This window comes from Bacteroides sp. L008 (genome assembly GCF_040812255.1).
Classification (GTDB): Bacteria; Bacteroidota; Bacteroidia; order Bacteroidales; family Bacteroidaceae; genus Bacteroides; species Bacteroides vicugnae.
Map to the genome: position 1 here is coordinate 2844660 of NZ_JBFNXO010000001.1, position 15670 is coordinate 2860329.

Annotated in this window: 11 protein-coding genes, 1 pseudogene and 1 riboswitch; of the genes and pseudogenes, 5 read left to right on the top strand and 7 right to left on the bottom strand. The window is 40.3% G+C overall.

The window, feature by feature from the left end; all coding sequences use genetic code 11:
• The first annotated feature begins 34 nt into the window (after positions 1-34).
• Positions 35-249: riboswitch (cobalamin riboswitch) on the top strand.
• Positions 250-464: 215 nt separating this feature from the next.
• The 3 genes from AB3G73_RS11300 (at position 465) to AB3G73_RS11310 (ending at position 4249) form a co-directional block, all read left to right on the top strand.
• A complete protein-coding gene (locus tag AB3G73_RS11300; RefSeq protein WP_074637525.1) occupies positions 465-2150 on the top strand; it encodes a putative transporter in 1686 nt (561 codons plus the stop codon).
• A 151-nt stretch (positions 2151-2301) separates the two neighbouring features.
• Complete coding sequence (locus tag AB3G73_RS11305) at positions 2302-3657, top strand: MATE family efflux transporter (RefSeq protein WP_367744938.1); 1356 nt, start codon at positions 2302-2304, stop codon at positions 3655-3657.
• Positions 3658-3670: 13 nt separating this feature from the next.
• The gene (locus AB3G73_RS11310) at positions 3671-4249 is read left to right on the top strand and encodes a Crp/Fnr family transcriptional regulator (protein WP_074637578.1); all 579 of its coding nucleotides are present in this window, start codon (positions 3671-3673) and stop codon (positions 4247-4249) included.
• Positions 4250-4251: 2 nt separating this feature from the next.
• Here the strand turns inward: AB3G73_RS11310 and AB3G73_RS11315 are convergent, their stop codons facing one another.
• The 4 genes from AB3G73_RS11315 to AB3G73_RS11330 all read right to left on the bottom strand — a co-directional run bounded on the left by AB3G73_RS11315 (position 4252) and on the right by AB3G73_RS11330 (position 11504).
• Complete coding sequence (locus AB3G73_RS11315) at positions 4252-5421, bottom strand: sugar MFS transporter (RefSeq protein WP_195649111.1); 1170 nt, start codon at positions 5419-5421, stop codon at positions 4252-4254.
• Entirely contained in the window at positions 5418-8543 is a 3126-nt protein-coding gene (locus AB3G73_RS11320; RefSeq protein WP_298045103.1) for a GH92 family glycosyl hydrolase, read from the bottom strand. Before AB3G73_RS11320 ends, AB3G73_RS11315 begins: the two co-directional genes overlap by 4 nt.
• A gap of 92 nt (positions 8544-8635) precedes the next feature.
• Positions 8636-9736 (bottom strand): ROK family protein, encoded by a 1101-nt coding sequence (locus AB3G73_RS11325; RefSeq protein WP_195649113.1) that lies wholly within the window; start codon positions 9734-9736, stop codon positions 8636-8638.
• A gap of 37 nt (positions 9737-9773) precedes the next feature.
• Entirely contained in the window at positions 9774-11504 is a 1731-nt protein-coding gene (locus tag AB3G73_RS11330) for a class I mannose-6-phosphate isomerase (protein ID WP_367744941.1), read from the bottom strand.
• Between the two features lie 141 nt (positions 11505-11645).
• On the opposite strand from AB3G73_RS11330, the gene AB3G73_RS11335 reads away from it, so the two are divergent.
• The gene (locus tag AB3G73_RS11335) at positions 11646-12374 is read left to right on the top strand and encodes a GntR family transcriptional regulator (RefSeq protein WP_148365187.1); all 729 of its coding nucleotides are present in this window, start codon (positions 11646-11648) and stop codon (positions 12372-12374) included.
• Positions 12375-12493: 119 nt separating this feature from the next.
• Here AB3G73_RS11335 and AB3G73_RS11340 read toward each other — a convergent pair whose 3' ends face one another.
• Positions 12494-13285: a hypothetical protein gene (locus AB3G73_RS11340; protein WP_148365188.1), complete on the bottom strand. Its 792-nt coding sequence runs from the start codon at positions 13283-13285 to the stop codon at positions 12494-12496.
• Between the two features lie 462 nt (positions 13286-13747).
• Here AB3G73_RS11340 and AB3G73_RS11345 point away from each other — a divergent pair.
• A pseudogene (locus AB3G73_RS11345) lies at positions 13748-13852 on the top strand (LD-carboxypeptidase); the annotation flags it as partial.
• Positions 13853-13882: 30 nt separating this feature from the next.
• Here the strand turns inward: AB3G73_RS11345 and AB3G73_RS11350 are convergent.
• Entirely contained in the window at positions 13883-15157 is a 1275-nt protein-coding gene (locus tag AB3G73_RS11350; protein WP_074559462.1) for a type II toxin-antitoxin system HipA family toxin, read from the bottom strand.
• Positions 15154-15483, bottom strand: a complete 330-nt coding sequence (locus tag AB3G73_RS11355; protein ID WP_074559463.1) for a helix-turn-helix domain-containing protein — start codon at positions 15481-15483, stop codon at positions 15154-15156. Before AB3G73_RS11355 ends, AB3G73_RS11350 begins: the two co-directional genes overlap by 4 nt.
• Positions 15484-15670: the final 187 nt, after the last annotated feature.

Sequence of the window (15670 nt, forward strand, 5' to 3'; positions counted from 1 at the left end):
AGGTAGCATTCATTTGGGTTCTATATAAATTCGCTATCTTTGCCCCCGAATTGGTTTCAGATAGCCATATCAACTATCTGAATTAAAAGGGAATCGGGTGTAAATCCCGGACAGTCCCGCTGCTGTGAAACTCTATTCAACTTCTTGATATTTACTTTTACCACTGACCGGGTATGATAGATAATCAAGGTCGGGAAGGAATCAGGAAGGGAGTCAGTCAGAAGACCTGCCATTCATACCTTAATAGCTGTTTTTACTCGTGGGATAGGAAAACGGCAGACTGTAAAAAAAATAATCGGGTAGTCATGACATCGGAAATGATTGAAGGAGGATAAATTCTCTCTAGCTAAAATATCAAAAGGACGGCATTAAACCGTCATGCTCAATGTGTGCGTATCCCCGCAGAAGTGATTTCTCCGGGGGTACTTTTTAGCCAAACTAAATATCATCATATAATAATCACAATGGAAGTTCTAAGAAATTTATTTGAAGGTTACCCCAATCTTTGGGGCGGCGGAGTAGCACACTCCGTACTGATTCTGTCACTAACCATAGCGTTTGGAATCATCCTTGCAAAAATCAAAGTGCGGGGAGTATCTCTGGGAGTTACCTGGATACTCTTTGTCGGAATCGTATTCGGTCATTTCAACATGAATCTGGACGAACACCTGCTCCACTTTCTGAAAGAATTCGGATTGATTCTGTTTGTTTACTCAATTGGCCTGCAAGTGGGGCCCGGCTTTTTTTCGGCATTCAAAAAGGGTGGCTTCACCTTGAATATGCTGGCCATGCTGGTAGTAGTATTAGGAGTAACCATTACTATCATCCTGCACTTCACCACCGGAACTCCGATTACCACAATGGTAGGTATTCTGTCCGGAGCCGTCACCAACACTCCGGGACTGGGAGCCGCACAACAGGCCAACAGTGATTTGAATGGTATAGACGCTCCCGAAATTGCTTTAGGATATGCTGTCAGTTATCCGCTGGGTGTAGTAGGTATCATCCTCTCACTGCTTACTTTGAAATATCTCCTGCGCATCAATACTGCTCAAGAAGAAAAAGATGCAGAAGTCGGTCTGGGACATCTTCAGGAACTTACTGTACGCCCTATCTCCATCGAGGTGAGAAACGAATCGGTAGACGGTATCAAGATTAAAGAACTCCGCCCGTTACTGAACCGTAAATTTGTTATTTCCCGCATCAAACACCGCGAAGGTGGAGAAACCGAATTGGTTAATTCCGAAACAACCCTACATGTGGGGGATATCATATTAGTGATCTCTACCCCGATTGACGTGGAAGCAATCACTGTATTCTTCGGAAAGGAAATCAAAATGGAATGGGAACAACTGAACAAAGAACTCATTTCACGCCGTATCCTGATTACTAAACCGGAATTGAACGGGAAAACACTCTCACAACTCAAAATCAGAAATAACTTCGGAGCAAACATCACCCGCGTCAATCGTTCGGGAGTAGACTTGGTAGCTTCTCCACAATTACAGTTACAAATGGGAGACCGTGTCACCATTGTAGGTTCCGAACTGGCTGTTGCTCATGCAGAGAAAGTACTTGGCAACTCCATGAAACGTTTAAATCACCCGAACCTGATTCCTATCTTTATAGGTATCGCTTTAGGATGTATTCTGGGAAGTCTTCCTTTCGCATTTCCCGGAATCCCGCAACCTGTGAAACTAGGACTGGCAGGCGGTCCGCTCATCGTTTCTATCCTGATTAGCCGTTTCGGTCCGAAATACAAGCTGATTACTTATACCACCATGAGTGCCAACCTGATGCTTCGTGAAATCGGTATTTCCATCTTCCTCGCCTGCGTAGGTTTGGGAGCAGGCGAAGGCTTTGTAGACACAGTCATTCATGGCGGAGGATATGTATGGGTAGGCTACGGAGTCATTATAACCATCCTGCCACTTCTGATTACAGGATTGATAGGACGATATTATTGCAAGCTGAATTATTTCACGCTTATCGGTGTTCTGGCAGGTTCTACCACCAATCCGCCGGCATTGGCTTACTCCAATGACCTGACCTCTTGTGATGCTCCTGCCGTTGGTTACGCTACGGTCTATCCGCTCACCATGTTTCTGCGAGTATTGACGGCACAAATATTGATTCTGTCGTTGGGATAATAATACCCTACTTCTTGCATATCAGCATACGAATCAACAAAGTGCCTCTTCTTATCTTATTACTATATAGCAAAAATTACCATTTGGTAATTTTTATCTCCTCTCATAAGCCTACCTTTGTCGCCATTTTCAATGACAAAGGTAGAAAGTTATGAAAGATAGTATTGATTTCGGCAGTATGAACATCTCCACGTTGTTCCGTAAGTTACTAATTCCTACAGTACTTGGGATGGTATTCTCGGCTCTGTTCGTTATTACGGACGGTATATTTGTAGGAAAAGGAATTGGCAGTGACGCACTGGCAGCAGTAAATATCACTGCACCGCTTTTTATGATTGCAGCAGGGATTGGACTGATGTTCGGAGTGGGAGCTTCGGTGGTGGCTTCCATTCATTTATCTCAGGGAAAACGCAAAGTGGCAAGTATTAATATCACTCAGGCAATTGCTTTTTCCGCATTGCTCATACTTATCCTGTCTGCTCTGTGTCTTTATTTTATAGAGCCATTAGCCAGATTATTGGGTAGTTCGGACCGGTTATTACCGTTAGCCATAGAATATATGGCATGGTACATCCCTTTTCTCGTATTCTACGAAGTATTAAATATAGGAATGTTCTGCATCCGCCTGGATGGTTCGCCCACCTATGCCATGATGTGTAATGCGGTTGCAGCCATACTCAATATCATACTGGATTATATATTTATCTTCGAATTTGGTTGGGGAATGATGGGAGCAGCTTTTGCCACCAGTCTGGGGACTGTTGTAGGAGGGCTGATGACACTGATTTACCTCCTCCGTTTCTCTCGTACCCTCCATCTATGCCGGATAAAATTAAGTATCAAAAGTCTGTTACTGACTCTTCGCAACATCGGCTATATGATTAAACTGGGAAGTTCTGCTTTTATCAGTGAAGCCTCCATTGCCTGTATGATGTTTCTGGGGAACTACGTTTTCATCCACCATCTCGGTGAAGACGGAGTGGCAGCATTCAGTATTGCCTGTTACTTCTTCCCTATCATCTTCATGGTCTATAATGCCATTGCACAATCCGCACAACCGATTATCAGTTATAACTTCGGAGCCGGACAGCCCGAACGTGTACGAAAGACCCTGCATCTCGCCATTCGGACCGCTTTAATCTGCGGTATCAGCTTTTTCATTCTTACCGTACTATGCTGCCAAGACATTGTTTCGCTATTCATTGACCGCAGTTACGCTGCATTCGACATAGCAGTAAACGGGCTTCCTTATTTTGGAGCAGGATTCATCTTCTTTGCCGTCAACATGATTGGCATTGGTTATTACCAGAGTGTCGAAAGAGGTCAGCAGGCAACAATTATCACTCTTCTCCGGGGAGTAGTGTTTATGTTGATCGGATTCTTTGCGCTCCCTCCGGTATTGGGTACACCGGGTATCTGGCTAGCCGTACCATTGGCAGAGTTATTAACCACTTTCTATATTTTCGGAATTTATTTGAAAGATCGTTTCATTGTCTGCCGACGATAAGTATCTTTGCAATATGAGAACATTCATTGAAAAACTTTGCGATAGATACAAGGTATCAAAAACCGATGTACAGTCTCTACTGAACTGTATGGAAGAGGTGCATTTCAAAAAGAGAGATTTAATAGTACGCGAGGGGACAAAGAACTGTAATCTTTATTTTATCAAGACAGGAATATGGCGAGCCTATTATCATAAAGACGGAGTGGACACTACCATCTGGTTTGCTTCAGACGGAGAAGCTGCTTTCTCCGTCTGGGGTTATGTAGATAATGCCTACTCATTAATAAATATTGAGGTCATGTGTGACAGTGTGGCCTATTGTATTTCCCGAACAGCTCTGAATCAGCTATTCGCCTCATCCATCGGACTCGCTAATTTGGGGCTCCGCCTCATGGATCATCAGTTTCTTCAACAGGAAAACTGGCTTATCAGTTCGGGAAGCCCACGGGCTAAAGAACGCTATCTCAACCTTATCAAAGAGACTCCGGAATTATTGCAATATGTACCTTTAAAACATATTGCGTCTTACTTGTGGATAACTCCGCAGTCGCTAAGTAGGATTCGGGCGAAGATAGCATCTTCTCCGCAATAATACTATGCTTTCGCGGTCTTCACCCCAAAAGCACAATAAGTCAAATAACCCACACAAGCTAAAGTGACAAAAACGCCTCCAATAATACCTACTGTTCCAATCGCAAATCCAATCACTGGAGTAACCACTCCACCTCCGGCAACAGCAGTAATCATCAGCCCTGAAATCTGGTTTGCTTTTTCCGGCCTTGCCTGTAAAGCCATCGAATAAATGATAGAGAATACCGATGAAGCAAAAAAACCGACAGCACCGATACAAATCAGATTTATCATATCATCTTTCACAAAGGCCAGAATAAGCAAAGAGATCATACAGGCAACAATATTCACACGGAAATATTTCATTTCAGCAATACGGGCTAACAAGAAAGCACCCAGCAAAGCACCTACCGTACGGCTTAAGAAATAAACCTGTGGAGCAAACTTCACTTGTTCTGCCGTCCAGTCAAATCGTTCCGCCATCAGTTTGGAGCTGATAAAATTGGTAGCAACATCTACACCGACAATAAAGAAGATACCCAAAAATAACAGCAGAATCGTTTTATCTTTCAAAAGAGAAAAAGTATCACTGATAGAAAGTTGTTGGGTCGCGGCACTAGAATCTTCCCGTTTAACAGGAGTAGCCATCAGCCAAACAGCGGATAATAACGTGATGAACCCTAATATAGGAAAGCAATAATACCATTTGTCGTCTCCAAAGTGCGCTACAGCCAGCAATACAATCTCCGGTCCGACAAGAGAAGATACTGCTTTGATTACCTGTCCTGCCGTCAGACTACTGGTTAATAATCGTTGACCAGTTACTACATTACTCAGTAACGGATTCAGTGAAACTTGCAGAATAGCGTTACCTATACCTAACAACGCATACGCAATCATACAAGTCATGCTATCATAAATAACCAAAGGCAGAAGCATACCTACCACCGTTATTCCCATACTAAGCAAGACCGTATTCTTACGCCCCCATTTGTTCATCTGATTTCCAATAGGAATACCCAAAAACAGGAACCAGATAAAAACTAACGAAGGAACAAATCCGGTCATCGCAGGAGACCAATTGAAAGTACGTTGAACATAATCGGAAGAAATGCCGACTATATCACAGAAGCCCATAACAAAGAACCCGAAAAGAACGGGAAGGGCGGCATATATAGATTTTTGTGTTTTCATTTAACGACTCCCCAAGCTTTATTAGGTGTATCTCCCATTTCCAATATCAATTCACCTCCTTTTAGTAATTCTGATGCCGGAAAATAAAAATGATCAAGTTTCTCCCCGTTTAACACTGCACTTTGAATATATTTATTCTTTCTTGAAACATTTTTAGCAACAATCATGAACTGTTCCCCCCGATTGTAAAGTCTTCCCAATTTAATGACAGTTTTTTCATATAAAGGACTTGCTATCTCATATACGGGATCCATTTTACATCCTCCATCTGTCTGGAACAAACCTATAGCAGCCATCACAAACCATGCACTCATCTGTCCTTGATCTTCATCACCTAAATATGCATTAGCAATTCCATAACCATAATATCTATCAATCACCGAACGGACCCATTTCTGTGTCAACCAAGGCTGCCCTGCCCAATTAAATAAAAAAGCAAAATGCATAGACTGCTGATTACCTTGAACTACAGGAAAATCCCAATATTGATCATTAGGAGCATTATAACGCCATGGTTCACTAGCAGAAAATCCCCAATTCAGCCGATTCACAAATTTATTTTTCCCAATTATATCAATCAGGCCAGGTATATCCTGCGGAACAAAGAAACTAAGTTGCCAAGCATTTCCTTCCACATAATGTATATTACATCCAGATCTAAAGGGATCAAATTTTTCTACAAAATTTCCTAGTGTATCCCTCATATGAACATATCCATTTTTTGGATTAATAGCATTTTTCCACCATGAACCTCGCTGGCTGAACATCTTATAATCTTCATATTTTCCTAATGATTTTGCAAACTGAGCAACTGTCCAATCATCATAAGAGTACTCCAAAGAATTGGAGAATCTCCCTTTCTCAATAGGTACATAATGATACTGTAAATAAGGTATAAGATCTCTGTTTCCCGCAAATCCGCCAGCAACATGTGTAGCAGGAGTAGTTTGCATCTTCTTTACAGCCCTAAAAGCCTTATTTACGTCATAATCCCGAATCCCCATCTGATAAGTAGAAACTATCAACGGAATCTCATGTTCGGCTACCATAACCGGAATATACTTCATACCAGCAGGTCCTTTAGCCAACCATCCATTTGTTTCATATAAAGCTAATTGAGAATTAACCCATCTGGAAGCCCACTCCGGAGTTACCAAATTCCACACTTGATTTAAATTCCAAAATGTATTCCAAAAAGCATCACAACCTAATGCCCTATGATTCGGATCTGCCAGTTTTTGCACCTTTTTATCTGCCGACATCCATTCACCATTCACATCACTCCAAATATTCCGACAATAAGAACGATACATATTTGTATAAAAGCGTACCTTTTCCAGACGATCATTGGAAGTGATTTGTACACGACCCAAAATCTCATTCCATGTTTGTTTCTGGTTTTGTACAATAGAAGCAAAATCCCAACCAAATTTCCTGGAAATTTCTTCTTCCAGATTTTCCGATGCGTTAGCGATACTAACCAAAGAAATACCTGTACGAACTTGAACAACCGGTGTTTGTTTAGTATCAAATTCTACATACAAACCAGCATATTTCAAGTCTTTGCCTTCAATATGATCCCTATTCAACACCTTATCTTCCACCCATCCTCCTACATTTTTAATAGGGGTATCAAATTCTATGACAAAATTTACAACATATTCCTGATCAGCATCTCCACTCCAGACATTAGGTCGAGGAGATAACTGATGACTGTATCCCTCAATTCGATAATCACTGATTTTTTTTATTTCTACATCCATCAGTTTATAATCATATTCAGTAGGAATCTGAAGATCAATCATTACACGCCCATCCTTATCTTTAGGGAAAGTATACCTTTGAAAAGATGCCCTAGTGGTAGCCGTATTCTCCACCCATATCTTCGTATCAGTCATATACACCTTATAATACCCCAATGGTGCCTCTTCTGTTTTTTTATCTATACGAGATCGATAACCCTCATCCGGTCTTAGTTCATCCCCTACCCTTATTTGAAGTTCGCCATTTGTCGGCATCATGCCAAGCCCTCCCATCGTCCATTCATGTATATGACTAAAACAGCCGATAGTTTCAAAAGTAGGTTGATAGCCTGATTGCCATCCTGCATTTTGATTATCAGGACTCAGCTTAACCATACTAAAAGGCATCCATGGTCCCGGAGCAATCATCCAGCGAGAATGTCCTGTCCCTATCTTTGTGTCCACGTAATCGGCACACGATTGCAATTGTTGAGGATTACGAACCACTATATCCGAATATAGCAGATCATTATCAGCCCAAACTTTATACATGCTTTTCTGACGTCCATAAACAGCAGGCATAAGAGCCTCAAATTGATAACGAGCCGTATCCATATCAGCAGAAAAGATTTCTAGTCCGTCCAATTCTACCCTTAGTTTAGGATTTCCTGCCAAATGTTCTGCGTCAATTAACAAAGGCTGATATCTTCGTCCATTTTCCTCTATTTCATAAGGAGCTGGAGAAACACCACGTAAAAATACTTTTTTGTTTAATTTACCCAAGCCCGCCTTTTCAGGCCCCACTAATCGTATCTGGTCAAATACAATCCATCCACCTTCTAAAACTGAAATAACAACAGTGTTTCCCCCTTTTTTTAATTCATCAGTAGGAATAGGAAATATTAATGCACTATTTTTAGCATTCCGTAAATCACCTTCTAAAACTTCTTTCACTCCCCCGTCTACAACAAATCTTTTGTCAACAGAGTTTATTCTAATCTTTACCACTGCCCCTATAGGACTCGCCCCCAATAAATCTACAACCAATTTCCAATCCTTAGATTTGGGAACATTTGCCAAATCAAAAAGAATGGTCGCATCATGCGTCCGCCATCCAGAAGTTCCTCCCGTACCTCCCCACTGATCTGCAGGTCCCGGTAACACATATGGAAAGTCCTTACTTACATCTGAACCTCCAATTAAAAAATAACGATCTTCATATCCGAAATCATTAGCCAGAAATTTTGTATATCCTGAAGGTCCTAATGCAAATTCAGCCGAAGAGTTATTTTTCTCACCTATTTCCCATAATGTTTTATCGGCTCTAACATATAAGACTACAAAAATTATCAACAAAAAAGAAAAAAAAAGTCGTTTCATATGTCACATTATTAAAATTATATATTCTTTATGCCCCTAATACGCGATAGTGAATATTGCAAGCTGTTGATTATTACATATTAATATAGATACTATAAATATTTATCCAATTCATTTAATGCAAACACATAGGCTCCTACAGAAATAGCGACATTAGTAGTTAGCTTAGTTTTCACAACTCCTACATATTTATTCAAATCACATGATACCAAAGTTCCATATTCCGGAACTGGAATTTCCGTCAACTTTTGCGATAAAAAACGGGACAAATCTTCAGAATCGTCCAAATCAAAAACTTCCATCTGTAATCTGGATAAGAAACGACCAGAAAAAGTAGTAAGTTTACCTCTCAACACTTCCAGAAATGAAGGCATTATATATTTAGAGGCTCCGGATAGCCCCCCACCAATCACAACTATTCCATCAATAACCGTTAAAGCATAGGCAACCGCATCTCCTGCAGCCTTTCCCAGAGAAGAAAAACTACCAATGGCCGCTACCTGATTACCCATCATTTTTCCTTCAGCAATCTCATAAATATCTTTGGGGGTCAGACATCTTTCATCCCCTGATATTTCTTTATAAACTCTATTTACAGCACGAATACTGACACTCTCTTCCGCTATTTTATCTTCGTAAAAATAATTTCTAAATATCCAAAGGTCACCGCCACAGCCATTATCGCCAGATAACAACTCATTATTAATAACAACCCCACCACCAAAGCCTGTACCTATGGTAATACCCAACAAATTTCTATATCGTTTTTTACTTCCTGAAGTTTCCAACATTTTATTTATTGCAGGCAAGACTCCTGCAAGCGCCTCTCCATAAGCAAAAAGATTACCATCATTGTTAATAAAAACCGGTAAATGGAATTTTTGTTTTAAATATTCTCCTAAAGCAATACCACCCCGAAAAGCTAGAAAGTTAGGCAGATCACCAATAACACCATTCTTATAATCTGCCGGTCCAGGAAAAGCAAAACTGATTGCTACAGGCTTCCGAGTCAGTCGTTTCATCACCTCCTCAAATCCTTTTACCAATACATCCAAACATCGTTCCAAATTGTCAGTTACAGCTGCCTTACAAACTGGACATATTATTTGCTTACAGCCCTGTATGGCTGAAAACACAAAATTAGTGCCTCCCGCATCAAGCGTCATTACGATTCGTTCATCATGTTCATACATAGTTTTCAAGATATTAGATAATTGAATTATTTCATTATTAAAAGCGTACGTAGGCTTTTATCGTTACACATTCTTTTCCTGCCGATTTACCATACGGGGCAATGGTGTACTCTTTCACCGCAGCAGGAATGATAAATGTTTCCGCATAATGCACCACGAAAGGTTCAAAGGCGTGAGTAGGACTCTCAACGACGGCCTCTTCTCCCTCCAGCAAATTCAGCACATTTACACTGTCGTTTGTGTGATGCAGCACCGGTGACGAGAAACGGTGACGGCGGGTTTCGATAAATTCATTCGGATGCAATCCGGTACGTTCCTCCATCCACCCATCTCCGGAAGCCACTTCCTTAAACTGATTGCGAAGATGTTCATTTACATATTCCGTATCCCGATTCCAGTTGATTACGCATTTACCACGTTCCACATTGATTGGGCGTGGTTTTCCATCCAGCCCCAGACGTTGCCAGTCCCATAGTTTGAAAGTAAAGAGGTTCGGAGTCGAACTGATTTCAAGCACCATGCTATTCGCACCGGAACAATGAATCGTTCCTCCCGGAATCAGAAAGTGATCGTGTTTCTTTGTCGGAATCTTGTTGACATACTTTTCTGCGTCGAACACCAATTCACCTTTTTGTGCCTTACGCAAATCAGCGATCATCGCTTCTTTATCAACACCCGTTTTCACTCCCAGATAAACTACGGCATCTTCTTCCGCGTCTACCATGTAGTAGCTTTCATCCTGTGTATAATACATACCGAAACTATCACGGATAAATTGAGTGGTAGGATGCACCTGCAAACTCAAATTACCTCCACCTATCGTATCCAAAAAGTCGAAACGGATGGGGAAGTCTTTTCCAAAACGGGCTTCCACCGGTTCGCCAAGCAACTCTTTACTTTTCAGCAACACCAAATCGACCGAAGGAAGTTCGAAGCGCACTCCGTTCACCTCAAAATAGAGGCTGTTTTCTTCGGGCACACAGTCAAAGCACCAACCAAAATTTTCGCGTTCACGATCCAAATCGCAAACATCTTTCATCCATTGACCACCCCAGGGAGCCGGATCGAAGAAAGGAACTACCCGGAACGGCGTGTTCACCGTTGCCTCTACCCCTTTAAAGAAAGTATCCTTATCAATCATCTTCGGTGTTCCGGCCACATGGGTGTCAATCCAGAATTCTACCCTGTCAAACAATCTTTCCTTATACCTATCACATACTCTCCAATCATTGAAATAGCCTCTCTTGTATTGCAAAGAAACGGCATCTTTCCGATTGTCTATCCCTAAAGCTTTTACCTCATGCCGACGGAAACGTTGTTGAATTTCCCAACGTGCCATATCCGCATATACAATCATCGCATCCTGCGGAGCCACTATGGCAGCTCCCGTACCTATTATTACAATAGTATCCTCCGCTTCACTAATTTGCTTTTGAGCAGCAGCCAATTTATCCGCATCCAAATAATCTTCCAGTTTCAAATTGGTCACATAGCCAAACAACACATCTTCTGTCATGAAGCGTTCCGTCAAAGTTTGGATCTCTTGTTCCGGTTTCATCAAATCACGCACATTCATCACCTTTCCGGAGAATTCTTTTGAAAAAGCATCCAGCACTTCTTCTTCATATACTCCAGTATATAAATCCACTGCCAGCACTTTTCTTGCATCCATTTGATTTTTTAACACAGAAATGATAGCATCCCAACCCTGAACAAGCATCCCCGTCAACTTCGTAGAAGGAAATTTATCATAATTAGCTTTTCTCATATTATAGTTGTTTTTAATTTTATATGTTCATACATACTTTAGATTGTGCAAATATATAGATTTTATTTTTATTTCAAACAAAACTTGGATTATTTTTTGATAAATCTTATATTTGCTGAAAATAAACCAATCCGGATAGATATGAAAATAGACCATAGCAGTGATAAACCTCTTCATATTCAAGCAGAAGAGATACTTAGAAGACTCATAGAATCTGAAGAGTACAAAAACGGAAAGCTATTTCCTAACGAAGTCGAATTGTCTGAACAATTACACATTTCAAGGAACACATTAAGACAAGCTATCAACAAACTCGTGTTTGAGGGACTTCTGGTACGAAAGAAAGGATACGGAACGAAGGTGGTAAAGAAAGGTATCGTAGGCGGAGTAAAGAACTGGCTTAGTTTCTCGCAGGAAATGAAGATGTTAGGTATCGAAATACGTAATTTCGAACTACATATCAGCTTGAAACGTCCGACTGAAGAAATTGGCACATTCTTTAATTTAGGTTCTAATCCTGATGCCCGCTGCGTAGTAATGGAGCGCGTCAGAGGAAAAAAGGAATACCCGTTTGTCTACTTTATCTCTTATTTCAACCCTAACATTCCATTGACTGGAGAAGAAGACTACACACGCCCATTATACGAAATGCTGGAAACTCAATATAATATAGTGGTAAAAACCAGCAAAGAGGAGATTTCAGCCAGACTTGCAGGGGAATTTATCGCAGAAAAGCTGGAAATAAAATCCAGTGATCCTATATTAATAAGGAAAAGATTTGTTTATGATGTGAACGGAATGCCGATTGAATACAACATCGGATACTACCGCGCAGACAGTTTTACTTATACAATAGAGGCGGAAAGATGAAGAGTATGTTCATACATACGCAACATAGAAAGACTATTTTAAAGACCGGAACTCTTATCTTCTTTTAAAATAGTCTTTTTGCATTCCATTTCTTTGCATTATGCTTTATCCATCATCTATCATTTATTATTAAACTTACCAATAGAGCGCCCGGCAAGAATCCTGTCCAGACTTTCATCCACAACACCTATCATCTGAAGTTTGGATAATAAATGATAGTAGGAAGTTTTTCCTACTCCTTCTATTCTTAACAGACTTTTCCAACCTCTTCCCGATACGATTTCCAGTAAATCTTTTACCGTTCGAACATCTTGATTATACAAAACATTACCCAACCGGGTATCAGCTACTTTGCAAACAGGTAATTGAAGTATCCACTCTTCCTGCTCAACATTTATATTCTTATTATTGTCTGCCAAAGATAAAAAACGAGCATTGATAGCACGTTTTCGATAAGTAGCCAATATATCTTTCTTCAGTTTCAATCCTTTAAGTATAGAGTTATAAATTTGCAATGTCTTTTGATAGGTAATTCGATGCCGACCAGCCACTTTTTCTACTGATTCTCCTGTAGAAATAGAATAGAAAATATTGCGGGCAACAGGGTGAAGAATCAATGCTGCCAGTTCACGAATGATTATTTCATATAGCGGTTTACAGGTCTTCTGTGTTCTCAATACATATAGTAGATCATCGTATCTGGAAATGATAAAGTCACGTTCCAATTTCTTTTCTTCTACGATTTTAGAAAGGTAATCTGCTTCTAAACCAAGTCTTTTGTGAGCTTCCAGATAAGCATCCAAACTCTCATCATCCAAAAACAACTGATCGTTGATTCGGGAACTCGTAATGTATCCAAGATTTGCCCAATTCTTTAAAATAGCCTCTTGGATGTCGTGTCTTTCGGACATCTGTTTTGTTGTGAGCCAATTTGCCATAAAAAAACGGAACTAGATTAATAATATTAACTAGTTCCGTACCTTTTATTATAAAAAAGTACGGAGCTGTCACAATCCCGCTAACAGGAGGTAGTAACGGCTACCCAACGCACACGGGCAGACAGCCCGTACCCTATGAGAAGTCATAGAAGTACAGGCGTCTTCCCGGCGTGAGTTAAAAAATCCGTTACAATTTCCTGTTAGCCGAGGAAACGCACAATCGCATACCACAAAGGCATACTACGTTCCAATGACAAAGGTACAAATACTTTTCGGAAAACAACAAAAGAAAGCCGCAAATGTTTAGTGAAAATCAAAGACAGAATATTGTATTAAAAAAAGCCGGTTATTCGAATCGTTTTAAAGTTTACACAATCCTGTTTTAATGAGGAAACATATCCGGCATCATTTTTTTTCGTGTATTATTGCAGAAGAGATCATCCGGTCTATTTCAATTTTCCGGTAGGACACGTGACTCATAACCTGCCGCTCATTAATGGAGCGAGAGTAGAATTTACCATCAGGGAAAAGGAGGTTGAATTTTATTGTCCTGATAACACTACAGCCCATTCAAACAGCAGAGAAAACAAAGGAACTGTATCTATCAAAACGGTGGGCAAATAAATCTATCTCACGCTTCGAAATTTGGAGCCTCATAGCCAATTGACGCCAACCTTTCATAGTGTCAACTACTTCGGAAATTATTTTTACAGCCATGTCTTTGCTAAGCATATAATCCTCACAAGCATCCAACAAAATCGTCAAATCCGACTCACAAGAAGAACTGGAGATTAGCAAACTTTGCTGTTCATTCAAAGTCGGGTTCATATCATACGCCGGAGAAAGAGTCCACCCTTTGGGAGTTAATAGAAAGCCATGATTACGAAAATGATCATCCGTATTACCCACACAGATATTGAATGCTACTCTACGATAAAGCTCTTGAAGATTAACTTCCACATTCGTACAACCCTGTATCATAAAGTCAACAATATCCAGATAACCATTCCCTGTACCAGCATTAGCTCCATCCATCAATCCAAGCAGAGTCATAGCGGAAGCAAAATGAATGCGCTTTCCATCATCTCTCCGATCAAACCGCTTGGATAAAAAGGTATGATATTTACTTTCTGTAGCAAGTACTCCGGTTGAAGCTACCCTGATTCCAGCTTTCGCTGCCAGAAGATGACAAAAATGTTCCCATAGACCGACATCATAATCATCTTTCCGGGATGGAAATTTAGCGATATACAATATTTCCTGTTCATCAGTCACACTCGCTTTTGGCCGTGCACCTCCAAGAGAGGTACCGGGTTGAATTAGCTGAATCAGCCATTTTTTATCTGGCAAAAGATTCTGTTCTTCACTTTTCTCAATCTCCTGACTGGCATACATCAGTTCCCGGACAGCCGTAAGTGGAGGTATTCGCAATTTATTACTGATATTGATAAAATCACCGTTAGGATTCTCTTTAAAACGAAAACCACCCATCCGAGAAAAGTCATCAATGCCCACTAGATAATCAAATGAAGTCAGTCGACGTACAGCACGTTTTTCTTCTGCTGCCAACAACTGCTCACGTCTGTTCAGTAAAGCTCGTCCCCAGCGATCGGGTAAAGCATCAGAAAAACATCCAAAGATACCTTTGCCTTGTTGGGTATATTGTATTCCAGGATAGTTATTCAAATCTTCACTTAAAAACAAGTCCCCATATTTTTTCAGCCAATCATTACTAAACTGAAATCCATACGTTTCTGAACCACGAAGCACTTCATAGCTCAATTCACCAATCAATTCTATATCTTTCAGCCAATCAAAATCGGCATATACTTCTATCTTTTTCATTGACTAGTTTTCTTTTTAGACGCTCTCTCCCGTTGCTTCAAGCTCAAGTCCTGCAATGCTTTGCCCATTTTATCCTCTTTTGCCAATAAAAGAATATCACCATCCAGCTGCAAAGCATAGAGTACTCTCAAATAAATACCAATAGAAACAGTAGGCAATCCCTTTTCCACCCGTGAGACCGTAAGTTCCGAACAAGTAGCGCGTTCTGCTACCTGCGCAATACTCAAATTCCGTCTCAAACGAGCCAATTTTATTTGTTCGCCTACAATCTGCATTTTCGAAATCAACTTGCGAGGAAGTTTAGTTCCCATCGTACTCTTTGTCATAATCGTAATCTATCATATAATATACAAAGATAAGATTTATTATTTATTATATGATTGGTTGATAAGAAAAAGATTGGATCAGGCGTATGTATACAAAAAGGCAGACTTCAATAAAAGGTTTTCGTTTCATATATAGAATAAAAGGTACATCATTTTGTTTTGTATACAAAACAAAATATTTGATAAA